Source organism: Streptomyces cinerochromogenes, from assembly GCF_014648635.1.
Taxonomy (GTDB): domain Bacteria; phylum Actinomycetota; class Actinomycetes; order Streptomycetales; family Streptomycetaceae; genus Streptomyces; species Streptomyces cinerochromogenes.
Map to the genome: position 1 here is coordinate 213,389 of NZ_BMRM01000015.1, position 26,493 is coordinate 239,881.

The 26,493-nt window shown below is 72.4% G+C and carries 23 protein-coding genes; 11 read left to right on the forward strand and 12 right to left on the reverse strand.

The annotated features are described in order from the left end of the window. Window positions 1-22: 22 nt before the first annotated feature. A complete protein-coding gene (locus tag IEZ20_RS27710; RefSeq protein ID WP_189303609.1) occupies window positions 23-658 on the reverse strand; it encodes an HAD family acid phosphatase in 636 nt (211 codons plus the stop codon). A gap of 465 nt (window positions 659-1,123) precedes the next feature. On the opposite strand from IEZ20_RS27710, the gene IEZ20_RS27715 reads away from it, so the two are divergent. Further along, window positions 1,124-1,675 carry a M23 family metallopeptidase gene (locus IEZ20_RS27715; protein WP_189303612.1) on the forward strand — a complete coding sequence of 184 codons (552 nt, stop codon included), beginning with the start codon at window positions 1,124-1,126 and terminating at the stop codon, window positions 1,673-1,675. Between the two features lie 18 nt (window positions 1,676-1,693). On the opposite strand, the gene IEZ20_RS27720 is transcribed toward IEZ20_RS27715, so the two are convergent. After that, window positions 1,694-2,293, reverse strand: a complete 600-nt coding sequence (locus tag IEZ20_RS27720) for a TetR/AcrR family transcriptional regulator (protein WP_189303614.1) — start codon at window positions 2,291-2,293, stop codon at window positions 1,694-1,696. Between the two features lie 128 nt (window positions 2,294-2,421). Here IEZ20_RS27720 and IEZ20_RS27725 point away from each other — a divergent pair, with 128 nt between their 5' ends. Further along, window positions 2,422-3,993, forward strand: a complete 1,572-nt coding sequence (locus tag IEZ20_RS27725) for an MDR family MFS transporter (RefSeq protein WP_189303616.1) — start codon at window positions 2,422-2,424, stop codon at window positions 3,991-3,993. A 472-nt stretch (window positions 3,994-4,465) separates the two neighbouring features. Here the strand turns inward: IEZ20_RS27725 and cseC are convergent, their stop codons facing one another. The 5 genes from cseC to IEZ20_RS27750 all read right to left on the reverse strand — a co-directional run bounded on the left by cseC (window position 4,466) and on the right by IEZ20_RS27750 (window position 8,990). Then, window positions 4,466-5,830, reverse strand: coding sequence for a two-component system sensor histidine kinase CseC (cseC, locus tag IEZ20_RS27730; RefSeq protein WP_189303618.1), 1,365 nt, complete (start codon window positions 5,828-5,830; stop codon window positions 4,466-4,468). A 13-nt stretch (window positions 5,831-5,843) separates the two neighbouring features. Next, the gene (gene cseB, locus IEZ20_RS27735) at window positions 5,844-6,548 is read right to left on the reverse strand and encodes a two-component system response regulator CseB (protein WP_189303620.1); all 705 of its coding nucleotides are present in this window, start codon (window positions 6,546-6,548) and stop codon (window positions 5,844-5,846) included. A 79-nt stretch (window positions 6,549-6,627) separates the two neighbouring features. Then, entirely contained in the window at window positions 6,628-7,224 is a 597-nt protein-coding gene (locus IEZ20_RS27740; RefSeq protein ID WP_189303622.1) for a hypothetical protein, read from the reverse strand. Between the two features lie 41 nt (window positions 7,225-7,265). Continuing rightward, window positions 7,266-7,805: a SigE family RNA polymerase sigma factor gene (locus IEZ20_RS27745; protein WP_055703482.1), complete on the reverse strand. Its 540-nt coding sequence runs from the start codon at window positions 7,803-7,805 to the stop codon at window positions 7,266-7,268. 276 nt (window positions 7,806-8,081) lie between these two features. Further along, entirely contained in the window at window positions 8,082-8,990 is a 909-nt protein-coding gene (locus tag IEZ20_RS27750) for an HhH-GPD family protein (protein ID WP_373303974.1), read from the reverse strand. Between the two features lie 147 nt (window positions 8,991-9,137). Here IEZ20_RS27750 and IEZ20_RS27755 point away from each other — a divergent pair, with 147 nt between their 5' ends. Continuing rightward, window positions 9,138-9,974, forward strand: coding sequence for a hypothetical protein (locus IEZ20_RS27755; protein ID WP_189303626.1), 837 nt, complete (start codon window positions 9,138-9,140; stop codon window positions 9,972-9,974). Window positions 9,975-10,091: 117 nt separating this feature from the next. On the opposite strand, the gene disA is transcribed toward IEZ20_RS27755, so the two are convergent. Continuing rightward, window positions 10,092-11,216, reverse strand: a complete 1,125-nt coding sequence (disA, locus tag IEZ20_RS27760) for a DNA integrity scanning diadenylate cyclase DisA (protein ID WP_189303628.1) — start codon at window positions 11,214-11,216, stop codon at window positions 10,092-10,094. 80 nt (window positions 11,217-11,296) lie between these two features. After that, complete coding sequence (gene radA, locus IEZ20_RS27765; RefSeq protein ID WP_189303630.1) at window positions 11,297-12,706, reverse strand: DNA repair protein RadA; 1,410 nt, start codon at window positions 12,704-12,706, stop codon at window positions 11,297-11,299. A 241-nt stretch (window positions 12,707-12,947) separates the two neighbouring features. Between radA and IEZ20_RS27770 the strand changes: the two genes are divergently transcribed. Next, a complete protein-coding gene (locus IEZ20_RS27770) occupies window positions 12,948-14,819 on the forward strand; it encodes a BACON domain-containing protein (RefSeq protein WP_229896290.1) in 1,872 nt (623 codons plus the stop codon). A gap of 183 nt (window positions 14,820-15,002) precedes the next feature. On the opposite strand, the gene IEZ20_RS27775 is transcribed toward IEZ20_RS27770, so the two are convergent. Continuing rightward, window positions 15,003-15,860 carry a DUF3109 family protein gene (locus tag IEZ20_RS27775; RefSeq protein WP_189303634.1) on the reverse strand — a complete coding sequence of 286 codons (858 nt, stop codon included), beginning with the start codon at window positions 15,858-15,860 and terminating at the stop codon, window positions 15,003-15,005. A gap of 71 nt (window positions 15,861-15,931) precedes the next feature. On the opposite strand from IEZ20_RS27775, the gene IEZ20_RS27780 reads away from it, so the two are divergent. The 4 genes from IEZ20_RS27780 (at window position 15,932) to ilvD (ending at window position 20,528) form a co-directional block, all read left to right on the forward strand. Further along, window positions 15,932-16,882, forward strand: a complete 951-nt coding sequence (locus IEZ20_RS27780; RefSeq protein ID WP_189303636.1) for a Ppx/GppA family phosphatase — start codon at window positions 15,932-15,934, stop codon at window positions 16,880-16,882. Window positions 16,883-17,080: 198 nt separating this feature from the next. Then, window positions 17,081-17,905, forward strand: coding sequence for a sugar phosphate isomerase/epimerase family protein (locus IEZ20_RS27785; protein ID WP_373303975.1), 825 nt, complete (start codon window positions 17,081-17,083; stop codon window positions 17,903-17,905). Further along, on the forward strand, window positions 17,902-18,579 hold the full coding sequence (locus tag IEZ20_RS27790) for a TetR/AcrR family transcriptional regulator (RefSeq protein ID WP_189303640.1): 678 nt from the start codon (window positions 17,902-17,904) through the stop codon (window positions 18,577-18,579). The genes IEZ20_RS27785 and IEZ20_RS27790 overlap by 4 nt, the downstream gene beginning before the upstream one ends. A 95-nt stretch (window positions 18,580-18,674) precedes the next feature. Further along, complete coding sequence (ilvD, locus tag IEZ20_RS27795) at window positions 18,675-20,528, forward strand: dihydroxy-acid dehydratase (RefSeq protein WP_189303643.1); 1,854 nt, start codon at window positions 18,675-18,677, stop codon at window positions 20,526-20,528. A gap of 61 nt (window positions 20,529-20,589) precedes the next feature. On the opposite strand, the gene IEZ20_RS27800 is transcribed toward ilvD, so the two are convergent. Then, window positions 20,590-22,758 carry a serine/threonine-protein kinase gene (locus tag IEZ20_RS27800; RefSeq protein WP_189303644.1) on the reverse strand — a complete coding sequence of 723 codons (2,169 nt, stop codon included), beginning with the start codon at window positions 22,756-22,758 and terminating at the stop codon, window positions 20,590-20,592. Between the two features lie 153 nt (window positions 22,759-22,911). On the opposite strand from IEZ20_RS27800, the gene IEZ20_RS27805 reads away from it, so the two are divergent. From IEZ20_RS27805 to proC, 3 genes are all read left to right on the forward strand, one after another. Beyond that, window positions 22,912-23,229 (forward strand): SH3 domain-containing protein, encoded by a 318-nt coding sequence (locus tag IEZ20_RS27805; protein ID WP_189303646.1) that lies wholly within the window; start codon window positions 22,912-22,914, stop codon window positions 23,227-23,229. A gap of 184 nt (window positions 23,230-23,413) precedes the next feature. Continuing rightward, complete coding sequence (locus IEZ20_RS27810) at window positions 23,414-23,944, forward strand: EamA/RhaT family transporter (protein WP_189303648.1); 531 nt, start codon at window positions 23,414-23,416, stop codon at window positions 23,942-23,944. A 161-nt stretch (window positions 23,945-24,105) separates the two neighbouring features. Next, on the forward strand, window positions 24,106-24,918 hold the full coding sequence (gene proC / locus IEZ20_RS27815) for a pyrroline-5-carboxylate reductase (RefSeq protein WP_189303650.1): 813 nt from the start codon (window positions 24,106-24,108) through the stop codon (window positions 24,916-24,918). Between the two features lie 43 nt (window positions 24,919-24,961). Here the strand turns inward: proC and trpS are convergent, their stop codons facing one another. Then, complete coding sequence (gene trpS / locus IEZ20_RS27820) at window positions 24,962-25,987, reverse strand: tryptophan--tRNA ligase (RefSeq protein ID WP_189303652.1); 1,026 nt, start codon at window positions 25,985-25,987, stop codon at window positions 24,962-24,964. Between the last annotated feature and the right edge of the window lie 506 nt (window positions 25,988-26,493).

Here is a 26,493-nt window from a genome sequence, read left to right on the forward strand (position 1 = left end):
TAGCCAGGGTGTGCTCCGTGCGTTACGACAACTGTCCGTCGTAGTCGGGCAGTTTGAAGGTCCTCTCGGCGTGCCCGCCGGACAGGTCGGTGGCGCTGTTGCCGACGTTGGCGATGATCGTGTAGCCGTCGTTCTCGATGCCGACGCGCTGGGCGGTCTTGTAGGCGGCGACGTCCTTGAAGAGGTCGAGCAGGCCGCGGACGTGGAGGCCGGAGACGTCGTAGCCGTCGTGTTCGAGGTTGTACTCGGTGGGCCAGTACAGGACGCCGGGGCGGGCGGTGACGAAGAAGAGGGAGACTCCGTGCTCCTGGGCGTACCGGGCGACGTCGAGGACCGGCTTGTTGGCCGGCTGGGGGTAGCTGAAGCCGAAGTCGGTCTCCAGCGCGGTGTTGTCGATGTCGAGGACGATGGCCTGCTTCTCACCGGGCGCGGCGGCGGCGATGCGGTCCTTGAGGTACGGCAGGGCCTGGTCCATGACCGCCTGGCAGTCCTTCTGCCAGGTGGCGTGGTCGACCTTCGCGGAGGAGGCGCTCGCCGAGGAGCCGCTCGCGGAGGAGGTGCTCGTGGCCGCGGCCTCGGCCGGGACGGCCATCGCGGCCAGGGCGGCCACGGAGACGGCGGTCACGGAGATGCGGCGCGCCCAGGGGCGTCTGGTCATCGGTGGGGGTCCTCTCGCGTCTCTGAATGTCAGGGGCATGATCTGAGGCGAGGGTGGCGCGAGGGGAACCGTAGGGTTACCGGACGGTAGGTGCCTAGAGGTCTGCGTCACATTTCTGTGATCGTCGGTGTGGGTCACCGGTGACATGAGGCACAGGCGAAATGTCCGGTACTAGACGGGATAGTGGGATCTTTCGGGGCGACAAAAAGGGCCATAAAGGGAGAAATCGGATTCCAGGGCCGGATTCCACCAGGGAGAAGACCGTCGTCAGTGGCCGGATCCGTAAGGGTCGCGGCTGTCAAGAAAGTGGACGGTTTCGGCATCGGCTACTACGGGATGCCGTAGATGGGGCGTTTTGGGCTGGATGGGGTGGTCGGTTACCAAAGAACAGGCCGCTCCGGCGGGCGTCTTCGTGGACGTCCGTGCGCCGGGTGGCCGACCTGTTCCCGAGTTCACGAGGTCCTGATGTTCCGACGCTTCACGTCCCGCTCCGCCCGTACGTCCTCGCTCCGTGCCCGCATGACCGTTCTGGCTGCCGGAATCGGCGCCACGGCCGTGCTGGGGACCGGGGTCGCGAGCGCCGCCGCCGCGTCCCCCGCCGCCTGGGTCGACCCGGTGAAGCAGTACACGCTCTCCGCGAGCTTCGCGCAGGCCGGCGGCCACTGGGTCGCCAAGCACAGCGGCCAGGACTTCGCCGTGCCGACCGGCACCGAGGTCGTCGCCGCGCACGGCGGCACCGTCGTCAAGGCCGGCCCCAACGGTGCCGGTGACGGCCCCGCCTACGGCAACGCCATCGTCATCCAGCACGGCAACGGCACCTACTCGCAGTACGCGCACCTGTCCCGGGTCGACGTCCGGATCGGCCAGGTCGTCGCGACCGGCCAGCACATCGCCCTGTCCGGCTCCACCGGCAACTCCACCGGTCCGCACCTGCACTTCGAGATCCGTACGACCCCGAACTACGGCTCCGCCGTCGACCCGGTCGCGTTCCTGCGCGCCCACGGCGTCACCGTCTGACGTCCTCGCCGGGGGCTTCTACTCCCTCGTGCGGGCGTGTTCGTGCGCCTGTGAGATCAGGTCCAGGGCGACTTCGAGAACGGCCTCGCGCTTCTTCCCGGAGTCGCCCACCAGGTCGTGCATCACGAACATCCCGGCGTGCAGCGTGAACAGCGCGCTGACGGAGCGCACCTGGTCGACCAGTTCCGCCTCCGGGTCGATCAGGATGTCCCGCAGTCCGCGCATCCGGTCCTTGAACGTGTCGCCGATGCGCAGTTCGCGGACGGTCGCCTGGTTCTCCTGCATGAAGCGGAACAGCGGCTCCGCGCCCGCGAGCGCCTCGCTGTAGCGGCGGATGATCTCCTGCTTGGTCTCCAGGGTGTGCGGCTGCTGCCTGCCCCACTCGATCAGGTTCTCGATCGGCTTCGTCAGGTCCTCGAAGAGGCTGACGATGATCTCTTCCTTCGTCTTGAAGTGGTAGTACAGGGCCGCCTTCGTGACGTCGAGACGCTCGGCGATCTCGCGCAGGGAGGTCTTCTCGTACCCCTGCTCCGCGAAGAGTTCGAGGGCCACGTCCTGGATGCGCTGGCGGGTGTTGCCGCGGCGCTGCTGCTTGGTGCCGTCCATCGTGACGCCCATCCTCGTACTCCTCGCGCTCCCGCGGAAACTTACTTGACGCCCGGCTAGTAGCGCGTCTACCTTCCCAGTGTAGTGACGACTAGCCGGGCGGCAAGTAAGTAGTCGCCGCAGGGGGAAACGGGAAGACGATGGCGGACAAGGTCGAAAACGAGATAGCGGGCAAACAGCCCAAGAGTGTGCGAGTAGTGCTGCTCGCGCTCATGATCGCGATGATGCTCGCGATGCTGGACAACATGATCGTGGGTACGGCGATGCCCACGATCGTGGGCGAACTGGGCGGCCTGGAGCACCTCTCCTGGGTCGTCACCGGTTACACCCTGGCCACCGCGGCCTCCACCCCGGTCTGGGGCAAGATCGGTGACATGTTCGGGCGCAAGGGGGCCTTCCTCAGCTCGATCGTGATCTTCCTCGTCGGCTCGGCGCTGAGCGGCATGGCCCAGGACATGGGCCAGCTGATCGGCTTCCGGGCCGTGCAGGGTCTGGGCGCCGGCGGTCTGATGGTCGGCGTCATGGCGATCATCGGCGACCTGATCCCGCCGCGGGAGCGGGGCAAGTACCAGGGCATGATGGCCGGCGTCATGGCGCTGGCCATGATCGGCGGTCCGCTGGTCGGCGGAACCATCACCGACAACTGGGGCTGGCGCTGGGCCTTCTACATCAACCTGCCGCTGGGCGCGGTCGCCCTCGCGCTGGTCACCGCCGTGCTGCACCTGCCGAGGAAGCGGTCCAAGGCGGGCATCGACTACCTGGGCGTCATCCTGCTGACGGTCGGCATCACCGCGATCGTCCTGGTCACCACCTGGGGCGGCACCGAGTACGCCTGGACCTCCGCGCGGATCATGGAGCTGATCGGCATCGGCGTGGCCGCGCTGATCGGGTTCGTGTTCTGGCAGACCAAGGCCGCCGAGCCGGTCCTGCCGCTGCACATCTTCAAGAGCCGCAACTTCACCCTGATGGCGGTCATCGGCTTCATCACCGGCTTCGTCATGTTCGGCGCCACCCTGTTCCTGCCGCTGTACCAGCAGGCCGTGCAGGGCGCCTCCGCGACCAACTCCGGCCTGCTGCTCCTGCCGATGCTCGGCGCGATGCTCGTGACCTCGATGGTCGCCGGGCGGGTCACCACCAACAGCGGCCGGTACAAGATCTTCCCGATCGCCGGCGGGGCCCTGATGATCGTCGGCCTGTACCTGCTGTCCACGATGGACACCGGGACGACCCGGCTCACCTCCGGCGTCTACATGGCCGTGGTCGGCGCCGGCATGGGCTGCCTGATGCAGATCACCATGCTGGTCGCGCAGAACAGCGTGCAGATGAAGGACATGGGCGTGGCGTCCTCCTCGGCCACCCTGTTCCGTACCCTCGGCTCCTCCTTCGGTGTGGCCATCATGGGTGCGCTGTTCAACCACCGGGTCCAGGACGTCATGGCCGAGCGGGCCGGCGCGCTGGGCAAGAACATCACCGAGAAGTCGGCGCAGCTGGACGCGAAGAGCCTGGAGAAGCTGCCGGCGGTGGCGCGCGAGGCCTACCAGCACGCGGTGTCCTCCGGTACGCACTCCGCGTTCCTGCTGGGCTCCGCGATCGCGGTGCTGGTGCTGATCGCGTCGCTGTTCGTCAAGGAGGTGCCGCTGAAGGGCGGGCCGCAGAAGCCCTCCGCCGACGGCGCGGACGCGACGCCGCAGGCCGTGGTCGAGGCCGTCTGACGCCTCCCTCGGTACGAAGGCCCGGGTACGAACCCGGTACGAAGGCCCCGGTGCGTGTCCGCCGCACCGGGGCCTTCGGCCTTTCCCCGCGGGCCTCTGTCGATTCAGACCCCCGTGCCACCGTCGGCGCACGGACAGGATCCGCCGACTGCGTCCGGCCAAGGACGCCACGGACCGGGACTGGGCCGACCCGGACCTCGGCCTGGACGCGGAGGAGCCGGCGGTCGTAACCGTCTGCGCGGGCCGGGCAACGGCGCTGACGGGCAGCCGGGGCGGCCGGACCGCTCGCCGGGCCGGGCCGTTCGGTGGTGGGGACGGTCGGGTGGCCGGGCCGTACGGTCGGGTGACCGGGCCGTTCGGTGGTGGGGACCGTTCGCGGTCCGGCCGCTGCCCGCGGTCGGCGTCCTTCCGGTCGGCTCGGGCCCCCGGGGCCCGTCCGGCGCGGGGGAGCGGGCAGCCGTAGCGGTCGGTCCTACGCGAAGCCCTCGCTCCCGCCGGACGCCGGCAGCATGGGATAGCTGCCGGTGCTGGTGGGCGCGTGTTCCGGTAGCCACAGCACGGCGACCGCGCCCTCGGCCGGGAGGTGGGCGGGGGTGCCCGCGGGGCGTATGTTGCGGAAGGTCAGCCGGGCGCCCAGGACGCGGGCCTGGCCCGCCGCGATGGTGAGCCCGAGCCCGTGGCCCTGTCCGGCGCGGTCCTTGCTGCCGGTGCGGAACCGGCTCGGCCCCTCGGCGAGCAGTTCCTCGGGGAAGCCGGGACCGTGGTCGCGGACCCGGATGACCCGGCCCTCCACGCTCACCTCGACGGGCGGCCGGCCGTGCCGGGCCGCGTTGGCGAGCAGGTTGAACAGCACCCGCTCCAGCCGCCGCGGGTCGGTCGTGACCTCCGACTCGTGCACCACGCGCACGGTGACGTCCGGATCCTTGGCCGCCACCCGCCGCGTCACGAACGCGCCGAGCATGATGTCCTGCAGCTCCGCCCGCTCCGAGGCGCTGTCCAGCCGGGCCACCTCCAGCACGTCCTCGACCAGGGTGCGCATGGCCTTGGCCCGGTCCAGGACGAGTTCCGTGGGCCGGCCGGGCGGCAGCAGCTCTGCGGCCGTCAGCAGCCCCGTGACCGGGGTGCGCAGTTCGTGCGCGATGTCCGCGGTGACCCGCCGCTCGGCCTCCAGCCGCTGCCGCAGCGTGTCCGCCATGGCGTCCACCGCGCGCGCGAGTTCGTCGGTCTCGTCCCGTACGACCCCGCCGATGGCCTCCTGCACCCGGACGTCGGTCTCGCCGGCCGCGGCCTGGTTCGCGGCGGCCGCCGCCTTGCGCAGCCGGCGGGACAGCTGCCCGCCGATCAGCACGCCCAGCGCGCTCCCGCCGAGCACGACCGCGACCGACCCGATGACCAGCGCCTGGTCCAGGTCCCGCAGCATGTCGGTGCTGCGGTCCGGCAGATGGCTGTGCAGGGACAGCACATGCCCGTCCTTCACCGGCACGGCGGCCCAGATGTCCGCCAGCCCGTCGTGGTCGGAGACGTCGCTGGCCCGGCGACCCCGCTCGACCTTCTCGCGCAGCGCGGCCGGCATCTCAGGGTCGTCGATCTTGATGTGGGGGAAGACCGGCCCCCGGTTCAGCTCGTAGTTGCGCTGGGCCATCACGATCCGGTCGTTGGCCAGCTCCCGCGCGTTGTCCAGCATCGAGACACGGGCCGCGTTGTGCACGACCAGGCTCAGTACGATCGCCACCAGACCCGCCACCAGCGCGATCGCCGCGCTGACCTTCCACCGGAGCCCGGTGCGCAGGCCCGCGCGCTCCATGCGCCGGACCGGGTGCCGCAGAATCCCCCGCATGCCGCCGCTCCGCTCAGGCCTTCAACTTGTAGCCGAAGCCGCGGACCGTCTCGATCCGGTCCTGGCCGATCTTCTGCCGCAGTCGCTGCACATGCACGTCCACGACCCGGGTGTCACCGCCCCAGCCGTAGTCCCACACGCGCTCCAGCAGCTTGTCGCGGGAGAGTACGGTGCCCGGCGCGGAGGAGAACTCCAGCAGCAGCCGCATCTCGGTCGGGGTCAGCCCCACCGGCTGCCCGGCCCGGCGCACCTCCATGCCGTCGGTGTCGATCTCCAGGTCGCCGAAGGCCAGCGTGCCGCCGCCGGCCCCGGAGCCGGACTCCTCCGCCTGCGCGGCCCCGCCGGCGTGCCCGAAGCGGCGCAGCACCGCACGGATGCGGGCGACCAGCACGGCACCGTCGAAGGGCTTGGTCACATAGTCGTCGGCGCCCGCCTCCAGGCCCAGGACGACGTCGATGGAGTCGGCCCGCGCGGACAGCATGATCACCGGCACGGTGGACTCGTCCCGGATCCGGCGGCACAGGCTGACGCCGTCCAGGCCCGGCACCATGACGTCCAGCAGCGCGATGTCGGGGCGATTCGCCCGGAACGCCTCCAGGCCCGACAGTCCGTCGGGCATGGCGGTGACCGCGAAGCCGTCCCGCTCCAGCGCAAGCTGGGTGGCCTCGCGGATGACGTCGTCGTCCTCGACGAACAGGACGTGGGTCTGGTCTGCCATCCCGGTGCTCTCAGTCCTCGTGGTGACTCGTGGACACTCTGGTGTCAGTGGTTCTACAGGGGTACGGGTAGGGGCGCGGTCAGCTGTCCGGCACGGGTGACGGCCCGCCGCCGGCGGACTTGCTGTATTCGTTGCGTGTCGGCTGCCCCGCGGCGAACCGTCCCGCCTTCCACCGGTAGGGGGTCACGATCTCACCGGAAGGGCTGGAGATCGGGTCGCCCTTCTCGTAGTACTGCCTGGTCACCGACAGGGTGCCCCGGTCGATCTCGGCGTAGACCGGGGACTCCTCGCTCTTGAAGACGTTCCGGAACGCGCCGTCCTCGTCCCGGTAGACGTACGATCCGATACCGACCGCGTCGGCGCAGGTCAGAACGTTGATGACGACATCGTCCACCGGGCCGCCGGTCAGCTTGCCGTACGAGACGTCGACGGGGTAGTCGCCGTCGCACGGCTGCAGTTCCCGCCTCACCGAGTCCGAGACCTGCGGGTCGCTCTTGATCAGCGCCACCGGATCCACCCGCCGGTAGTCGTCCGACGGGCTCGGGGGCGAGGAGGCGACGGCCCCGGCCGCCGCCGAGGCGTGTGCCGGGCCCTCGTCCCGGGCGCCCGTGCCCCCGCTGCCGCACGCGGCGACGAAAAGGGCGAGGGCGGCGAGCGCGGCCCCCACCGCGATCACCGCCTGTGAACTCCCTCGGCCCCATACGGGCCGGGCCCCGGTCAGGCCGCGCAACGCTCCCGCTCCTCACGCTCCAGCGCGCGTGCGTCCAGATCGCGGGCCTCCAGCTCCTCACGGAGCCGGGCGAGCGCCCGGTGCAGCGTGCTCTTGACCGTACCGGCCGACATGCCGAGGGCCGCGGCCGTCTCCTCAGTGGACATCTGCTCCCAGTGTCGCAGCACCACGACACTGCGCTGCTTCGGTGCGAGCACCTTCATGACATCCATCAGCAGGGCCCGGTCGGCGTGCTGCTCGGTCGAGTCCTCCACGGAGGCGTCCGGCAGCTGCTCGGTCGGCACCTCCTCCAGCTTGCGCGCCCGCCACCACTCGGTGCGCGTGTTGATCATGACCCGGCGCAGGTAGGCGTCGGCGAGCCGCTTGTCGGCGATGCCCTCCCAGCGGCCGTACGTCCGCACCAGCGCGGTCTGCAGCAGGTCCTGGGCGTCGACCGGGTCCGGCACCAGCCGGCGCGCGCTGCGCAGCAGCGCGTCCTGCCGAGTGCGGACGTACTCCTCGAATTCGAGCACCTCGCCCTGCGCCATGACCAACCGCCTCCGTTCCCCGTTGTGCTTCCGGCTCACTGCCTGAAGTTCCGCTGTCCCCGCACCCGGTGGTCCGCCGGGCACGGAGAAGAAGCTACGGAGTGGTTGTCACGAGGCTGTGCGTACCAGCCTGCGGCTGGCAATCGGCTATCCGTCGGTTGTGTAACGGAAGCAGGAAAGGGGTAAAGCGAGCGGACGGAATGTGCCTTTATGTGCCGCTTTGCCGGTCCTGGGTGGTCCGTAACAGAGCCCCCGCGACTGTGACCTGTCTGTGCGTCAGCCCAGCGGCAGCCGGTACAGGCCACCCGGCAGCGGCTCCACCAGACCGTCCGCGACCAGACCGTCGAGCGCCCGGGCCCGCTGCACCGGCTCGTGCCACACCCGGTCCAGCACCGCCTGCGGCACCGGCGCGTGCGCCTCCCGCAGCACGGCCAACAGCTTGCCGCGCACCTGCCGGTCCGTACCGGCGTACGTCTGCCCGCGGCGCGGCGGGCCCGCGTGCTCCGGCTTGCCCGCGAGCCGCCACGCGCACTGCGCGGCGATCGGGCACCGCGGGCACCCCTCGTTCTTCGCCGTGCACACCAGCGCGCCCAGCTCCATCGAGGCGGCCGCCCACCGCGCGGCGGTCCGCTCGTCCTCCGGCAGCAGCTCCCGCGCCAGGCGCCGCTCGGCGGCCGTGGTCGCGTTCGGCGGGTACTGCACACCGGTCACCGCCCGCGCCAGCACCCGGCGGACATTGGTGTCCAGCACCGCGTGCCGCTGCCCGTACGCGAAGGAGGCCACCGCGGCGGCCGTGTACTCGCCGATACCGGGCAGCGCCAGCAGCTGCGCGTGATCCGTCGGCACGTCCCCGCCGTGCCGTTCCGTTATGGCGACCGCGGCACCGTGCAGGCGCAGCGCGCGGCGCGGGTAGCCGAGCCGTCCCCAGGCGCGCACCGCCTCGCCCGGCGCCTCCTTCGCGAGGTCGGCCGGGCGCGGCCAGCGGGCCAGCCACTCCTCGTAGACGGGCAGCACCCGGTTCACCGGGGTCTGCTGGAGCATGAACTCGCTGACCATCACGCCCCACGGGCCCGCCTCCGGGCGGCGCCAGGGGAGGTCGCGGGCGTGGGCGTCGAACCAGGCGATCACGGGGGCGTGCAGCTTCTCAGTCATGGCCTTCCGATCCTGCCACGGGTTGGCGGACATCGCGGGTGACCGCGCGTTCACCGAGCGTGGCGGAAAGTGAAGAACCGTGCCGCCCGCGGCAGTTACCGGGATGATGATCCGGAAAAGTTGACGCCGGCGCGGCGGGTGGCGCAGGCGAGTACGGAGATCTCTCGTACAGTTTGCGCCGTGGGATCTCTGCGCAATCCGGTCGGGCCGCTTCCCTCCACCATCTACTGGCGTCGGAGGGTCGTACTGCTGTCCGTGGTCGCCCTGTTGGCACTGGTGATCACGTGGATCGTCACCGCCGGCGGCGGGGGCGGCAAGAAGAACGCCGACGGGTCCAACGGCAAGAACCCCACGCACACCATCACGCCCGGACCGACTCCGTCGGGTTCAGCGATCAGCCAACACCCGGGCGGCCGCGAGGAGTCCGGCGGCGGCTCCAACGGCAGCGGCGGCGGCAGCAGCGGCGGCAGCGGTTCCGGTTCCGGTTCCGGTTCGGCTTCCGGCGGGGACGGCGGCTCGAGCGAGGGCTCCTCCGGCGCGGGTGGCGGCTCGGGCACGGCGTCCGGCGGCGGCGCCGTCGCCGCGGGCGACGCGCTCCCGGCGTCCTCCACGCTGCCCGACTGCACCTCCGGCGCGGTGACGTTGAGCCTGCGCAGCGCGCACAACTCCTACTCGCCGGACCAGACCCCGACCTTCGAACTCACCGCCAAGAACGGCTCGTCGGCCGACTGCAAGGTCGACCTCGGCCCGAAGAACGCGGTGTTGACGATCACGCCGGCGGACGGGGACGACGCCTTCTGGTCCTCGGCCGACTGCCCGAAGGGCGCACGGAACCTGGTCTTCCGGGTGCCCGCGGACCAGAGCATCACCTACACCGTGCGGTGGGACCGCAAGCCGAGCGCCCCGAAGTGCGCGACGCCCCACGGGGGTTCGGCGAAGCCGGGTACGTACCTGTTGGAGGCGAAGACCCCGGGCTTCGGCAAGGCGCAGGCTTCGTTCGTGCTGTCGGCGGACTGAGGACCGGGGCGGCGCGGTTCGTCGTCGGATACGGGTGCGTGGTGGCCGGTCGCACAGCCCCCGCGCCCTCCGCGACAGGCGAGCTGCACCTGCCCGAGGGGGCGCCCGGCCCCACCCTCAGACGTACCGCTCCAGGATCGACGACTCGGCCAGGCGGGACAGCCCCTCCCGCACGCTCCTCGCCCGGGCCTCGCCGACCCCGTCCACGGTCTGCAGGTCGTCCACACTCGCGGCCAGCAGCTTCTGCAGGCCCCCGAAGTGCTCCACCAGCCGGTCGATGATGGCGCCCGGAAGACGCGGGACCTTGGCCAGGAGCCGGAAGCCCCGCGGGGACACCGCGGAGTCGAGCGTCTCCGGGGACCCGGTGTAACCCAGCGCACGCGCCACCGTGCCGAGTTCGAGAAGCTCCGCATGGGTCAGCGCGTCCAGCTCGGCCAGCGCCTCCTCGACCGTGCGGGACCGCTTGGCCGTCGGCTCGGGGACGTAGTCCCGGACCACCAGCTCGCGGTCGGGCTCGACCCCGGCGATCAACTCCTCCAGCTGGAGCGCGAGAAGCCGGCCGTCCGTGCCCAGCTCGACCACGTACTCGGCGATCTCGGTGGCGATGCGGCGGACCATCTCCAGCCGCTGCGCGACCGCCGACACGTCCCGGACCGTCACCAGGTCCTCGATCTCCAGCGCCGACAGCGTGCCCGCGACCTCGTCCAGCCGGAGCTTGTACCGCTCCAGCGTCGCCAGCGCCTGGTTCGCGCGGGAGAGGATCGCCGCCGAGTCCTCCAGGACACGGCGCTGCCCGTCGACGTAGAGCGCGATCAGCCGCATCGACTGGGAGACCGAGACGACCGGGAAGCCGACCTGCTTGGAGACCCGGTCCGCCGTGCGGTGCCGCGTGCCCGTCTCCTCCGTGGGGATGGTCGCGTCCGGCACGAACTGCACGCCCGCCCGGAGGATCTTCGACAGGTCCGACGACAGCACGATGCCGCCGTCCAGCTTGCACAGCTCCCGCAGCCGGGTCGCGGTGAACTCGACGTCCAGCACGAAACCGCCCGTGCACATCGCCTCGACCGTCTTGTCGGAGCCGAGCACGATGAGCCCGCCGGTGTTGCCGCGCAGGACCCGCTCCAGGCCGTCCCGCAGGGCCGTACCGGGAGCCACGGCGCTCAGCGAGGCGCGCATCAGGCGATCGGAACCGGCACTCCCACCGGACTTTCCGGGAGCTGCTGCCCGGTCGTTGGCTGCCACTGCACTCCTCCGGTCGCAGGTTCTGACGCGCTCCCGTGCCCGCACTCTGTTCGTACGGACGGGCGAGACCAGGGCAAAGTCTACCGGCGCTCCTCCGCCTCCCGTGGGGCCTCTCGACGACGTGAGCGCGGCAGAACCCGGAGCGCGTCCCCCATATCGGCGACTTCCAGGACCTTCATGCCGGGCGGCACCTTCCCCGGGTCGGCCGGTACGAGCGCGTGCGTGAAGCCCAGCCGGTGTGCCTCGGAGAGTCTGCGCTGCACGCCCGTGACCCGCCTGACCTCGCCCGCGAGCCCCACCTCGCCGATCGCCACCAGGTTCTTCGGCAGCGGGGTGTCGCTGGCGGCGGAGGCCAGGGCGAGCGCGATGGCGAGGTCGGCGGCCGGCTCCGACAGCTTCACGCCGCCGACCGTCGCCGAGTAGATGTCCCGCTTGCCGAGCGCGCTGATCCGGCCGCGCTGCTCCAGGACGGCCAGCATCATCGACACCCGGGAGGTCTCCAGACCGGATGTCGTACGACGCGGGGAGGGGATCTGGGAGTCGACGGTCAGTGCCTGCACCTCGGCGACCAGCGGGCGGCGGCCCTCCAGGGTGACGGTCAGGCAGGTGCCCGGGACGGGCTCGGCGCGGCGGGTCAGGAACAGGCCGCTGGGGTCGGCGAGGCCCGTGATGCCCTCGTCGTGCAGCTCGAAGCAGCCGACCTCGTCCGTCGCCCCGTAGCGGTTCTTCACGCCGCGGACCAGGCGCAGGCGGGCGTGCCGGTCGCCCTCGAAGTGCAGCACGACGTCCACCAGGTGCTCCAGCAGGCGGGGCCCGGCGATGGCGCCGTCCTTCGTGACATGGCCCACGAGCAGCGTGGACATGCCCCGCTCCTTGGAGGCGCGGATCAGGGCACCCGCGACCTCCCGCACCTGCGCCATGCCCCCGGGCGCGCCCTCGATCTCCGGGGAGGCCACCGTCTGCACCGAGTCGAGGATCAGCAGGGACGGCTTGACCTCGTCCAGGTGGCCCAGGACGGCGGCCAGGTCCGTCTCGGCCGCCAGGTACAGGTGGTCGTCGAGGGCGCCGATGCGGTCGGCGCGCAGCCGCACCTGGCTCGCCGACTCCTCGCCGGTCACATAGAGGGTGCGGTGCTCGGCGCTCGCCGACTTCGCGGCCACGTCCAGCAGCAGGGTGGACTTTCCGACGCCGGGCTCGCCCGCGAGCAGGACGACCGCGCCCGGTACGAGACCGCCGCCGAGCACCCGGTCCAGCTCGGGCACACCGGTCGGGCGGGCGGTGGCCTGCCGGCCGTCGACCTGGCCGATGGGCAGCGCGGAGGTGCTCACGCGGCCCGGGGCCGTGGTCCGGACCGCGGGCGCGCCGTACTCCTCGACCGTGCCCCAGGCCTGGCACTCGGGGCAGCGGCCGAGCCACTTGGCCGTCTGCCAGCCGCACTCGGTGCAGCGGTAGGACGGGCGGTCCTTGGTCGTCTTGGTACGGGCAGCCATGCGGAAACCGTAGCCCGCGGCACTGACAACGGGGCCGCGGGACCGGACGCGACGGGCCGGCGAGCAGGGGCCGGGGAACCGGGGAACACGGAAGAGTGATCCGTTTTCAGTCGGCGCTCCCCCGGATCCAGCCGCGGAATAAAGGGTTCCTGTCCCCTTATGAGGGATCGTTTCACCCGTACGGATTAAAAGTGCTCAAGGTTCCAGAACGGGCACTCCGCCGCCGCCTACGGTCGCACGGGTGATGAGCAGCAGTCCGGAGACCACGACCCGCACGACCGGCGCGCATCGGGCGCATCGCGAGGGACGCGAGGCACGTGAAACACGGCGTGACGCGCGAGAGGCCCGCGAGGCCAGGGAGGCGAGCCAGGCGCGGGACCGCGCCGCCGCGCGCACCGTCGCCCAGCAGCCGCCGGCGCGCTACGAGCCGTACCTGGACGGGCTGTTCACCTACTGCCTGTCGGTCCTGTGCGACCACGACACGGCCACCGCCGCCCTCGGCGACGCCCTCGCCCTGGCCGAACGGCGCGGCCACCGGCTCCCCGTGGCCGCCGGCGACCGCCGCGCCTGGCTCTACGCCCTCACCCGCTGGGCATGCCTGCGCAAACTGACCGAGGCCAAGCAGAAACGTCAGGCCGCACACGCGGCGGGCCGCACGGGGCCCGCACGGGGAGCGGGGCCGGCGGCCGGAGGAGGGGCCGGGGCGGCGCCGGAAGCAGGACCTGGAACGCCTCTCGGGACCCAGGCCGGCCCGAACGCCGGGAACACGGCCGCAGCCGGCACGCCCACGGCCCCTGACGCGTCCCCCGCTTTCCCCCTCTCCCCGGAGGTCCAGGAACAGCGCCGCCGGGAACTCGCCCTGCTCGCCTGGCCGGAGGCGGCCGGTACGACCCCCGAGCAGCGTGAGGCCCTGGAACTCGCCGTCCGTCACCACCTGACCGCCCACGAGGTCGCCGCCGTCCTCGGCATGGAACCCGCCGCCGCGCGGGAGCTGCTCGCCTCCGCCGCCTGCGAGGTCGAGCGCACGCGCGCGGCCCTCGCCGTGGTCCAGACGGGCGGCTGCCCGAGCGTGGCCCACCTCACCGGGGACAGCCGGCTGGTCCTCAGTACGGCCCTGCGCCGGGAGCTGGTCCGGCACGTCGACGACTGCCCGCGCTGCCGCCGCACCGCCGAGCGCGCCGTCCCCGGCTGCTGGCCCGGCGCCACGGTCACCCCCGCCGAGCTGCCCGTCCTCCAGGCCCCCCGCGCGGCCCTTCGCATGGCCCTGACCCACCCTCCGCGCGTGCGGGGCGGGGCCGTACCCCGCTTCGACCGGCGCGGTTTCCCGATGGATCCCAAGGACCGCGCGGCCCGGCGCGATCGCCTGCGCGCGCGTGCCGTCACGACGACGGTCGTGGCCACGGTGGTGGCGGCGCCCGTGCTGGCCCTCTGGGCCGCCTACCGGGGCGGGCCGGCGGGGGGCGACGACGGCCGCTCCGCGACCGCGCACGAGGCGCAGGGCCCCGAGGCGCTGGGCGGCGACACGGCCGGCGGCTACGAGAACGCGGGGAACGCCAGCGTGCGACCGGGCGCCCGCTTCGGCAAGGACGGCAAGGCGGACGTCTCCGTGGAGGTCGTCAGCGTGGGCGGCACGGGCGAGAAGGGCGCGGGGCAGCTCGCGGTCGGCGCCGCCAACGACGGCGACACGACGCTGATCACCTTGACGGCGTCCGGTGCGTCCGAGGTCCGCTGGTCGGTGTCCACGTCGGCCGCGTGGCTCTACTTCAGCCAGTCCTCGGGAACCCTCGCGCCCGGGCAGACGTTGACGGTCAAGGTGTACGTCGACCATCTGCGCGAGCCGTCCGGCCACTGGCGCGCGCGGGTGGCGGTGGCTCCGGCAGGCGCGGTGGTCACGATCGACGGCTACGGCACGGCGCCCACCCGTCCGGCCCCCCGCACTCCCTCCGCACCCCCCTCTCCGCCACCCACCCCACCCCCCGCGGAGCCGACCCCGACCCAGTCCCCACCCCCCACGGACCCGACCCCGACCCCCACCGCCCCGTCACCCACCGACACCCCGCCGTCGACCCCGACCCCCACCACGACGGAAGCCCCGAGCCCGACGGACACCTAGGGACGGAGAGGCAGCCGTGCCTCCGGCCGCGCGGCAGGCGCGCCACGAAAACGGGACCGCCCGGCGAAACGGGGACCGCCCGGCCGAGCAGGACCGCCTGGCGAAAACGGACCGCCCGGCGAAGCAAGACCGCCCGGCGAAGAAGGGCGGCCCGGCGAACCGGGGCGCGCCGGTGAAGCGGGGTCAGGGGGCCGGGTCGGCGGGGTGCGGGGCCACAAGGGGGAGCTGGGACGCCAGGCGCTGTTCGCAGAGCTCGGCCAGACGGTCGTAGCCCGCCTTGCCCATCAGCTCCGTCAGCTCGGCCCGGTACGAGACGTACACCGGCTCACCCGCGCCGTGCGCCGACGTCGCCGAGGTGCACCACCAGTGCAGGTCGTGGCCGCCGGGACCCCAGCCCCTGCGGTCGTACTCACCGATGGACACCTGCAGGACGCGCGTGTCGTCGGGGCGGTCGATCCAGTCGTACGTCCGCCGGATCGGCAGCTGCCAGCACACGTCCGGTTTGGTCTCCAGCGGCTCCCGCCCCTCCCGCAGCGCCAGGATGTGCAGCGAGCAGCCCGCGCCGCCCGCGAACCCGGGCCGGTTCTGGAAGATGCACGAGCCCTGGAAGGGCCGGGTCTGCCGGGAGCCCTCGTCGTCCTCCGAGACCCACCCGTTCCGCGTGCCCTCCTCATGGTGCTGCCAGATGTCCGGCGTGAGCCGCGCCACGTGTGCGGCGACCCGCTTCTCGTCGTCCTCGTCGGAGAAGTGCGCCCCCAGCGTGCAGCACCCGTCGTCCGCCCGGCCCGCCTGGATGCCCTGGCACCCACTGCCGAAGATGCAGTTCCAGCGAGAGGTCAGCCATGTCAGATCGCAGCGGAACACCTGCTCGTCGTCCGCCGGATCCGGGAACTCCACCCAGGCGCGGGCGAAGTCGAGCCCCTTCTCGTCGCTCATCTCCGCCTCCCTGGAGATTGTGGCGCCCTTACGTGCTTTGTCTGCTTTGCCCGTCTTGGCGGACTTGTCAGTCTTGTTGACCTTCGCCTTTTTCGTCTTTGGCACCTGTCCAGGGTAAGTGGCCCAGAGCCGCTCCGGGGACCGGGCAGGGACCTTCTGGCAGTAGCGTTCCGTGTATGAGACTCGGTGTCCTGGACGTGGGTTCGAACACGGTGCATCTGCTGGTGGTGGACGCCCACCCCGGCGCGCGCCCGCTGCCCGCGCATTCGCACAAGGTCGAACTCCGGCTCGCCCAGCTCCTCGACGACAGCGGTGCCATCGGCGACGAAGGCATCGACAAGCTGATCGCCGTCGTACGGGACGCGCTCCAGGCCGCCGAGGACAAGGGCGTCGAGGACCTGCTGCCGTTCGCGACCTCCGCCGTCCGCGAGGCCACCAACGCCGACGAGGTCCTCGCGCGCGTGGCCGACGAGACCGGCGTGCGGCTCCAGGTGCTCACCGGCGCGGAGGAGGCCCGGCTCACCTTCCTCGCCGTACGCCGCTGGTTCGGCTGGTCCGCCGGAAAGCTGCTGGTCCTGGACATCGGCGGCGGCTCCCTGGAGATCGCCTTCGGCATAGACGAGGAGCCGGACGCGGCCGTGTCCCTCCCGCTCGGCGCCGGCCGCCTCACCGCCGGCTGGCTGCCCGGCGACCCGCCCGCCCCGGAGGACGTCCGCGCCCTGCGCCGGCACGTCCGCACGGAGATCGCCCGCACGGTCGGCGAGTTCAGCCGCTTCGGCTCCCCCGACCACGTGGTCGCCACCTCCAAGACCTTCAAGCAGCTCGCCCGCATCGCCGGCGCCGCCCGCATCGCCGGCGCCGCCCGCAGCGCCGAGGGCCTCTACGTCCAGCGCGAACTCAAGCGCGAGTCCCTGGAGGCCTGGGTCCCGAGGCTGGCCGGCATGACGATCGACCAGCGCGCCGAACTCCCCGGGGTGTCCGACGGCAGGGCCGGCCAGCTCCTCGCGGGCGCCCTGGTCGCCGAGGGCGCGATGGACCTGTTCGCCGTGGAGAGCCTGGAGATCTGCCCCTGGGCCCTGAGGGAGGGCGTGATCCTCCGGCGCCTCGACCACATGGGCTCCGACTAGGGCCTCTCTTCCGGATCATGCCGGGGTCGCGGGGTCCGGCAGAGAGGCCCCAGCGCGCCCGGAAGGGGCGCGGTTCCCCGCGCCCGGAAGGGGCGCGGGCAACCGCGCGAGGGCCCACCGCGGGCCCGCGGCCGCGCACATGGCAAACCTCACAACGGCGAACAGCCACCCGGCATCCGGTCCCCCCGGCGCCGTAAGGTGACGGACGTGGCTGAACCAACGGACGTGCGCATCGCTCTGTCGACCGCCTCCGTCTACCCGGAGTCGACGGCGACGGCCTTCGAGATCGCCGCGCGCCTCGGTTACGACGGTGTCGAGGTCATGGTGTGGACCGACCCGGTCAGCCAGGACATCGAGGCGCTGCGCCGCCTGTCGGACTACCACGGCGTCCCGATCCTGGCCGTCCACGCCCCCTGCCTGCTGATCACCCAGCGGGTCTGGTCCACCGACCCCTGGGTGAAGCTCCAGCGGGCCCGGGCGGCGGCCGAGAAGCTGGGCGCCTCCACCGTCGTCGTCCACCCGCCGTTCCGCTGGCAGCGCCAGTACGCCCGGGACTTCGTCGACGGGATCTGGCGGATGGCGAACGAGACGGACGTACGGTTCGCCGTCGAGAACATGTACCCCTGGCGCTACCGCGACCGCGAGATGCTCGCCTACGCCCCCGACTGGGACGTCACCCGCCACGACTACCGGCACTTCACGATCGATCTCAGCCACACGGCGACGGCCCGTACCGACGCCCTGGACATGGTCGACCGCATGGGGGACCGGCTCGGGCACGTCCACCTCGCCGACGGCCGCGGCTCGGGCAAGGACGAGCACCTGGTCCCCGGCCGCGGCACCCAGCCCTGCGCCGAGCTGCTGGAGCGCCTGGGGCGCACCGGCTTCGACGGCCATGTCGTGATCGAGGTCAACACCCGGCGGGCGATGTCCGGCGCCGAGCGCGAGGCCGACCTCGCCGAGGCCCTGGAGTTCACCCGCAAGCACCTGACCGCGGCGGCCGTACGGAACCCCCGCCGATGACCGGGAACCCGCCCCCGGCGACGGACGACCCCGCGCCCGAGCCCCCGGCGGGCGACAGCACGGACCCCGCCCCCGCCGCCCGGGGCCGCCGCCGGGGCCGCCCCCCGCGGACCGAGTCCGCCGGCACCCGGGACCGTATCCTCGCCGCCGCCCGCGAGGAGTTCTCCGCGCGCGGCTACGAGAAGACGTCCGTGCGCGGCATCGCCAAGGCGGCCGGCGTGGACTCCGCGCTGGTCCACCACTACTTCGGCACCAAGGAACAGGTCTTCGAGGCGGCCGTCGAGGTCGCCTTCGCACCCGCGCTGAACGCACCGCACGCGGTGGCCGACGGCCCGCTGGAGGGCGTGGGGGAGCGGCTGACCCGCTTCGTCCTCGGGGTCTGGGACAACCCCACGACCCGGGCACCCCTCCTGGCGATCCTCCGCTCCGCCGTGAACAACGAGACCGCCGCCGCCGTCTTCCGCCGGCTGGTCGCCGCCCAGCTGCTGCGCCGGGTCGCCGCCCAGCTGGACCTGCCGGACGCGGAGCTGCGCGCCGAGCTGGCCGCCGCCCAGATCGTGGGTACGGCGATGATGCGCTACGTGATCAGACTGGAGCCGCTGGCCTCGGCGGACCTGGAGCAGATCATCGCCCGCGTCGCCCCCGTCGTACAGGGCCACCTGACGGCTCCGTGAAACGCGTGTCCCGCAATTCGGACACCGTGTCCCGCCACCTGGATGACCGGCGTACGCTCGACAGGAGTCCGATCCGTCCGAAGGAGCGAGCGACGATGCCCGAGCTGAGGTCCCGCACAGTCACCCACGGCCGCAACATGGCGGGCGCCCGCGCCCTTATGCGCGCCTCCGGTGTACCCGGTGCGGACATCGGCCGGAAGCCGATCATCGCCGTCGCGAACTCCTTCACCGAGTTCGTGCCGGGCCACACCCACCTCCAGCCGGTCGGCCGGATCGTCAGCGAGGCGATCAGGGAGGCGGGCGGCATCCCGCGCGAGTTCAACACGATCGCGGTCGACGACGGCATCGCCATGGGCCACGGCGGCATGCTGTACTCCCTTCCCTCCCGCGACCTGATCGCGGACTCGGTCGAGTACATGGTCGAGGCCCACTGCGCCGACGCCCTGGTCTGCATCTCCAACTGCGACAAGATCACCCCGGGCATGCTGATGGCCGCCCTGCGGCTGAACATCCCCACGGTGTTCGTCTCCGGCGGCCCCATGGAGTCCGGCCGCGCCACCCTCGTGGACGGCACGGTCCGCACCCTCGACCTGGTCGACGCGATCTCCGACGCAGTCAACGACAAGATCTCCGACGAGGACATCCTCCGCATCGAGGAGAACGCCTGCCCGACCTGCGGCAGCTGTTCCGGCATGTTCACCGCCAACTCGATGAACTGCCTGACCGAGGCCATCGGCCTCTCCCTGCCCGGCAACGGCTCGGTCCTCGCCACCCACACCGCCCGCCGCGCCCTGTACGAGAACGCGGCCCGCACGGTCATGGACCTCACCCGCCGCTACTACGAGCAGGACGACGACACCGTCCTGCCCCGCAACATCGCCACCTTCCAGGCCTTCGAGAACGCCATGGCCCTGGACATCGCGATGGGCGGCTCCACCAACACGATCCTGCACCTGCTGGCCGCCGCCCAGGAGGCCGGCGTCCCGTTCGGCCTGGACCAGATCGACGCCGTCTCGCGCCGCGTGCCCTGCCTGGCGAAGGTCGCCCCGAACGTCGCCAAGGACCGCACGTACTACATGGAGGACGTGCACCGCGCCGGCGGCATCCCCGCCCTCCTCGGCGAACTGCACCGCGCCGGCCTGCTCAACGAGGACGTGCACGCCGTCCACAGCCCCTCCCTCTCCGACTGGCTGAAGACCTGGGACGTGCGCGGCGGCTCCCCGTCCCCGGAGGCGGTCGAGCTGTGGCACGCGGCCCCCGGCTGCGTCCGCTCCGCCGAGGCCTTCTCCCAGTCCGAGCGCTGGGAGGCCCTGGACGAGGACGCGGAGAACGGATGCATCCGCTCCGCCGAGCACGCCTACTCCAAGGACGGCGGCCTCGCGGTCCTGCGCGGCAACCTCGCCGTCGACGGCTGCGTGGTCAAGACGGCCGGTGTGGACGAGTCGATCTGGACCTTCGAGGGCCCGGCCGTCGTCTGCGAGTCCCAGGAGGAGGCCGTCCAGCGGATCCTCACCCAGGAGGTCAAGGACGGCGACGTCGTCGTCATCCGCTACGAGGGCCCCAAGGGCGGCCCCGGCATGCAGGAGATGCTGTACCCGACCTCGTACCTGAAGGGCCGAGGCCTCGGCAAGACCTGCGCCCTGATCACCGACGGCCGCTTCTCCGGCGGCACCTCGGGCCTCTCCATCGGCCACGCCTCCCCCGAGGCGGCCTCCGGCGGCACGATCGCCCTGGTCCAGGACGGCGACCGCATCCGCATCGACATCCCGAACCGTACGATCGAGCTGCTGGTCGACGAGGCCGAACTGGCCCGCCGCGAGCAGGCCCTGAACGGCGTCTACGCCCCGAAGAACCGCGACCGCAAGGTCTCCGCCGCCCTCCGCGCCTACGCGGCGATGGCGACGAGCGCGGACAAGGGCGCGGTGCGCGACGTGTCCCGGCTGGGCTGACGGGTCGTGGGAGGGGTCGCCTTGTGACGGGGGCGGCCCCTCCGCCCCGTCCGCGGCGGCCTCACCACGCCGACGGCTTCCGGCCGTCCACGGCGAACACCGTGCCGTCGGGCGCGGCGGCGAGGACGCGGTCGCCGACCGGCACCGGAGCCGGCGGTGTACTCATGACCTGCGCGGAGTTCGCGCCGAGGCGCGCCGGTGTCTGCCCGACCAGACGGCCCTTCCCGGCGTCCACGGCGAGCAGCCGCCCGTCGCTCGCCGTGAAGAACACCCGCCCGCCCCGCGCGACCGGCTCCGAACCACGGCTCACCGACGTCTCCAGGTGCCACAGGTGCCGGCCCGACCGCAGATCCACGGCGTCCAGCGATCCCCCGGTGGCCAGCACGTACACGACGTTCCCCCGCACGGTCGCGTGCGCGCCGTCGAGCACACCGGGCAGCGCCACGCGCCGGGTCGCACCGGTCGCGGGCGTGTAGCGGACGACCTCCTTCGCGCCGTACGCGCGGTCCACGGCCAGGAAGAACACCGAACCGTCCTGCGCGGCGAACGGCTTGAGCCAGCCGCGCAGCCGTACGTCCCACCGCACCCGCCCGGTCCCCGGGTCCACGGCGGTCACCTGGGTGCTCGCCCCGTCGGCGGACGTACGGGTCGCGTACACCGACGCGCCCCCGGTGGACGGGCCCCCGGGGAACGCGGTGAAGGCGGGGACCCCCTGACCGGGCACCGTCCCGCGCCAGCGCGTGTCGCCGGTCGCGCCGTCCACCCCGGTGACCGTCCCGCCGGCGCCCGCGAGCAAGGCCGTGCCGCCGGCGTACCGCACCGTCGTCCCCGCGGGCAGCCGGCGCTGCCACACCTGCCGGCCCGTGGCCGGATCGAGCCCCGCGAGCCGTGAGCCGCCGTCCGTGTACGGCTGCACCAGACCGCCGGAGACGGCCGGCGGCCCGCTCGTGGACCGGGTGTCGACCGAACGCCGCCACAGCAGCCCACCGCCGTCCGGCGACAGCGCGAAGACGACCCCGGGCCGCGCACAGAGCAGCTTCCCGGCGCCGTACGCGCACTGCGGCATGCCCTCGCCGCCGACCGCCGGCCGCGCCGACCACGTACCGCCGGAGGCCGCCGTCAGCGCCGGCGCGCGCTCGCCCCGGGGCGCCTGATCGTTTCCGCCGGACGCCCACACCGCGGCGACAGCGCCCACCAGCGCCAGCCCGAGGACCCCCGCCCCCAGCGCCACCGCCCGCCGTCGGCGCAGCCGCCCCACGGACGCGGTGCCCGCGACGGACTTCGCCGCGGGCTCCGACAGGGACTCCGACGGGGACTCCGCCGCCGCTTCCGGCACGGGCCCCGGCACGGACCGCTCCGCGCCCGTCCGCTGCGCCGGTATGAACGCCTGCGTGTCGTACGACGCCGCCTCCGAGCGCAGCTCCCGCATCAGCTCGTCCGGGGTGGGCCGGTCCTCGGGCTCCTTGGCCAGACACCGCCGCACCAGCGGCGCCAGGCCCTCCGGCACGCCGGCCAGGTCCGGCTCGTCGTGGACCACCTGGTAGGCGACGACGTACGGGCTGTCGGAGTCGAACGGCCCGCGCCCGGTGGCCGCGTGCACCATGACCGAGCCGAGCGCGAAGATGTCGGCCGCCGGGCCCACCTCACGCGGGCGGCGGAACTGCTCGGGCGCCATGAACGGCGGTGTGCCGATCAACTTGCCCGTCTCGGTGCGCAGTTCGCTGTCCTTCGGCCGGGAGATGCCGAAGTCGATGACTTTCGGCCCGTCCTCGGCGAGCAGCACGTTGCTGGGTTTCAGGTCCCGGTGCACGACGCCGACCCGGTGGATGTCCCGCAGCGCCTCCGCGAGCCCGGCCATCAGCCGACGCAACTGCCCGGGCGGCATGGGTCCCTTCCGCTTCACCTGGTCGGAGAGGGTGGGCCCGGGGATGAACAGGGTCGCCATCCAGGGCCGTTCGGCCTCCGGGTCGGCGTCCACGACGGACGCCGTGAAGGCACCGCTGACCCTGCGCGCGGCGGCCACCTCCTGCCGGAAACGGCCCCGGAACTCAGGGTCCCGCGCGAACTCGGCGTGTACGACCTTCACCGCGAGCCGCATCCCCGACGTGCTCCGGGCGAGGTGTACGACCCCCATGCCACCGGATCCCAGGCAGGACTCCAGCCGATAGTGACCGGCGTACTCGGGAAGTTCCGCTTCCGCGCCCGCTCCCGTGTTGCGCTGTGGCGACATGGACCACCCCCGTGCTTTCGTCCGCGCGCGCGACGCACGGAGCCTAGTCGATGACTCGTACGAGACAGAGGCGGCTTGCTAGCGTCTGCGTGCGAGTCGCGAGCACGCGTTTCGCGCCGAGTTCCAGTGCCATCACGGGGGAGGAGCACGATCATGTCAGTCGACCGCGCACAGGAGACCGAGGTCGCCGACGAGGGAACGGCGGTACAGGCGGCGGCAGCCGTCCGCACCTACGCCGTCGCCCCCGGCGTCCGGCTGAACGTCCGCAGCGGCCCGGGCACCCAGTACAACCTGGTGCGCGTCCTGCCGGAGGGCGTCCGGGTGCCGATCTACTGCCAGACGCCCGGCACGACGGTGTCGGGTCCCTACGGCACGACCAACATCTGGGACCTCATCGACAGCGGCGAGTACGTCTCGGACGCCTTCGTCCACACGGGCAGCGACGGCTACATCGCCCCCCGCTGCGGCTGACCCGGCCCCGCGAGCACGCCGGACACGGCCCACCCCGGTGCGGGCGGGCCGCGTCCACGGGTGTGCTGGTACCGAGGGAGGCGCAAGTCCACGGGCGGGCCGCTGCCGAGGGGAGGGCAAGCCCCCGGGGCCGGCAGCCCGCCCCACCCGCCGGCCCGCCGCCCCCCGGCGCCATAATCGTCCCGTGAGCGACGAAACCGGCACCCCGGACACCTCGGCGGGCTCCGCCGGCCACGCGGCCGAGGACGACGGCGCACCCCAGGGCGGTGGCCCCCGCCCCGAGCCCCTGCGCTTCTTCGGCACGTCCTGGGTGAACCACGACCACGGCTACGCCGCCCGCCGCGCCGGTGTCGCCGTCGGGTCCCTGGCCGCTGCCGCCGCCTCCTGCCTGGTGCTCCGCTTCGCCTTCGACGGCATCCGGATCGCCGAGACCGGGTCCTTCGTGACCGTCCTGGTCGTCGTGATGTTCGCGATCTGCAGCGCGCTCGCCTTCCGCAACACCTGGGAGGGCTTCGGCAAGCGCCACGACCCCCAGCGCCAGGCCGGCCTGCGCGGCCTCCTCGCCATCGGCTTCGTCGGCTCCCTCCTCGCCTACTTCTTCCGCGCCCTCACCGAGGCACCGGGCGAGAAGCTGCACCGCGAGGAGTACGAGAAGGCCCGCGAGGCCCACACCCGCCGCACCGGCAACCCGTCGAAGCGGAAGCGCCGCCGGTAGAACGCCGCACGGGCATCCCCCCGGAGTGCGCTCGGCCCGGACGCGGCGACACACGGCGACCCTCCGAGGGCGCACGGCGTGACCGCGAGCCCCGCCCGGCCCCCGTTCCGCCCACCGGACAGCCACCCCGCCCGCCACACCCCGGTGCCAGACTGAACCGCATGAGCCAGAAAGTCGCAGTCCTCGGCACCGGCAAGATCGGCGAAGCCCTGCTCAGCGGAATGATCCGGGCCGGCTGGTCGCCCGCCGACCTCCTGGTCACCGCCCGCCGCCCCGAACGCGCCGAAGAACTCCGCGCCCGCTACGGAGTCACCCCGGTCGGCAACACCGAGGCCGCCAAGACCGCCGACACCCTGATCCTCACGGTCAAGCCGCAGGACATGGGCACACTCCTGGACGAACTCGCCCCGCACGTCCCCGCCGACCGCCTGGTCATCAGCGGAGCCGCCGGCATCCCCACCTCCTTCTTCGAGGAGCGCCTGGCCGCGGGCACCCCCGTGGTCCGTGTCATGACCAACACGCCCGCCCTCGTGGACGAGGCCATGTCGGTCATCTCCGCCGGCAGCCACGCCACCGAGCAGCACCTCGCGCACGCCGAGGAGATCTTCGGCGGCGTCGGCAAGACCCTCCGCGTCCCCGAGAGCCAGCAGGACGCCTGCACCGCGCTCTCCGGCTCCGGCCCGGCGTACTTCTTCTACCTGGTCGAAGCCATGACCGACGCCGGCATCCTGCTCGGCCTGCCCCGCGACAAGGCCCACGACCTCATCGTCCAGTCCGCGATCGGAGCCGCCGTGATGCTCCGCGACAGCGGCGAACACCCCGTCAAACTCCGGGAGAACGTCACCTCCCCCGCCGGCACCACGATCAACGCCATCCGCGAACTGGAGAACCACGGCGTACGGGCCGCCCTCATCGCCGCCCTCGAAGCCGCCCGCGACCGCAGCCGCGAACTCGCCTCCGGCAAGAAGGACTGACGAAACGAGGACCGACCCGCCCGGCCCGCCGAGCGCCGCCCGGCTAACGCGCGGCGCTCAGCGAAGGCTCCGCCACGGGCGGCAGCAGCCCGATTGCCCTGTACGCCGTATCGACCGTCGGCCGAGCCACCGCCCGCGCCTTCTCCGCACCATCCCGCAGCACCCCCTCCACATACGCCGGATCAGCGCACAGCTCCCGGTGCCTGGCCTGCAGCGGCCGCAGCGCCTCGACCACCGCCTCCGCGGTGTCCTTCTTCAAAGAGCCGTACGAGTCGTAAACGTCCGCCAGCGACTCAGGGTTCCCGCCCGTGCACGCAGCGAGAACATCGAGCAGATTGGCGACACCCGGCCGCTCCTCCCGGTCGTAGACGACCTCGCGGCCGCTGTCGGTCACCGCCCGCAGCACCTTCTTCCGCACCACGTCCGGCTCGTCCAGCAGATAGACGACCCCCGCCCCCGAGTCGTCCGACTTCCCCATCTTCCGCGTCGGCTCCTGCAGGTTCATCACCCGCGCCCCCACCGGCGGCAGCGTCGCCCTCGGCACCACGAACGTGTGCCCGTACCGCTGGTTGAACCGCACCGCCAGATCCCGGGTCAGCTCCACGTGCTGCGCCTGGTCCTCCCCGACCGGAACCTCGTTCGCGCCGTACGCCAGGATGTCCGCCGCCATCAGCACCGGGTACGTCAGCAGCGACAGCCGCACGCTCCGCCCGCGCTCCCGCTCCTTCGCGGCCTTCTCCTTGTACTGGATCATCCGCCGCATCTCCCCGTCGGACGCCACGCACTCCAGCAGGTACGACAGCCGGGTGTGCTCGTCCACATGGCTCTGCAGGAACACGGTGCACACGTCGGGGTCGAGTCCGGACGCCAGCAACAGCGTCGCCGTCTGCCGGCTGAGCCTGCGCACCCGCGCCGGGTCGTGGTCCATGGTCAGCGCGTGCAGGTCCACCACACAGAACAGCGACTCCGCCCGGTACTGGTCCGCCTCGGCCCAGCGCCGCATGGCCCCCAGGTAGTTCCCCAGGGTCAGGTGCCCGGTCGGCTGAATCCCACTGAAGACCCGAGTCATCTCCACTCCACCTTCTGGTCGGGACCGCCGCCCCTGCGGCCGGCCCCCTCAGATCCGGAGGGAGATACGAGAACGGCCGCCGAGGCGGCGGCCGTTGAGTGCATACGTGAGTACGGCCGCCGTCAGGCGGCCCACCAGAGCTGGGTGCACGTACGCGTCATCACGTCCTCCACAGTACGCCTCCGGAGTGTCTCCCGGGCATGAGTTGACACACCCCACACCCGTGCGTACTGTTCTCCGAGTTGTCCGACGTGAGCGCCGACTCCGGTCGGTCCCCGGACAGCCATTCCGCAAGTACCACCCACTGAATCGGCACTCTGCTGTCGACTGCATTGGCGTGCGTATTTGCGAAATGAGGAATCCGCGTTCGAAAGGGCGCGGGCCCCCGATTAGCTCGGGAGCCAGGAATCCGCTAAAGTCTCACTCGTCGGAACGGCCCAACAGCCGAGAAGACAAACCCCGCTGACCGGGGATCAGACGCCGAAAGGATCTGATAGAGTCGGAAA

Coding starts and splice junctions, on each gene's coding strand:
- IEZ20_RS27720 (WP_189303614.1), bottom strand. CDS start 2,293: ATGGGCGTCACGATGGACGGCACCAAGCAGCAGCGCCGCGGCAACACC.
- IEZ20_RS27710 (WP_189303609.1), bottom strand. CDS start 658: ATGACCAGACGCCCCTGGGCGCGCCGCATCTCCGTGACCGCCGTCTCC.
- IEZ20_RS27715 (WP_189303612.1), top strand. CDS start 1,124: ATGTTCCGACGCTTCACGTCCCGCTCCGCCCGTACGTCCTCGCTCCGT.
- ilvD (WP_189303643.1), top strand. CDS start 18,675: ATGCCCGAGCTGAGGTCCCGCACAGTCACCCACGGCCGCAACATGGCG.
- cseB (WP_189303620.1), bottom strand. CDS start 6,548: ATGGCAGACCAGACCCACGTCCTGTTCGTCGAGGACGACGACGTCATC.
- IEZ20_RS27745 (WP_055703482.1), bottom strand. CDS start 7,805: ATGGCGCAGGGCGAGGTGCTCGAATTCGAGGAGTACGTCCGCACTCGG.
- IEZ20_RS27790 (WP_189303640.1), top strand. CDS start 17,902: ATGACCGGGAACCCGCCCCCGGCGACGGACGACCCCGCGCCCGAGCCC.
- cseC (WP_189303618.1), bottom strand. CDS start 5,830: ATGCGGGGGATTCTGCGGCACCCGGTCCGGCGCATGGAGCGCGCGGGC.
- proC (WP_189303650.1), top strand. CDS start 24,106: ATGAGCCAGAAAGTCGCAGTCCTCGGCACCGGCAAGATCGGCGAAGCC.
- IEZ20_RS27800 (WP_189303644.1), bottom strand. CDS start 22,758: ATGTCGCCACAGCGCAACACGGGAGCGGGCGCGGAAGCGGAACTTCCC.
- IEZ20_RS27805 (WP_189303646.1), top strand. CDS start 22,912: ATGTCAGTCGACCGCGCACAGGAGACCGAGGTCGCCGACGAGGGAACG.
- IEZ20_RS27725 (WP_189303616.1), top strand. CDS start 2,422: ATGGCGGACAAGGTCGAAAACGAGATAGCGGGCAAACAGCCCAAGAGT.
- IEZ20_RS27750 (WP_373303974.1), bottom strand. CDS start 8,990: ATGTCCGCCAACCCGTGGCAGGATCGGAAGGCCATGACTGAGAAGCTG.
- IEZ20_RS27780 (WP_189303636.1), top strand. CDS start 15,932: ATGAGACTCGGTGTCCTGGACGTGGGTTCGAACACGGTGCATCTGCTG.
- radA (WP_189303630.1), bottom strand. CDS start 12,706: ATGGCTGCCCGTACCAAGACGACCAAGGACCGCCCGTCCTACCGCTGC.
- trpS (WP_189303652.1), bottom strand. CDS start 25,987: ATGACTCGGGTCTTCAGTGGGATTCAGCCGACCGGGCACCTGACCCTG.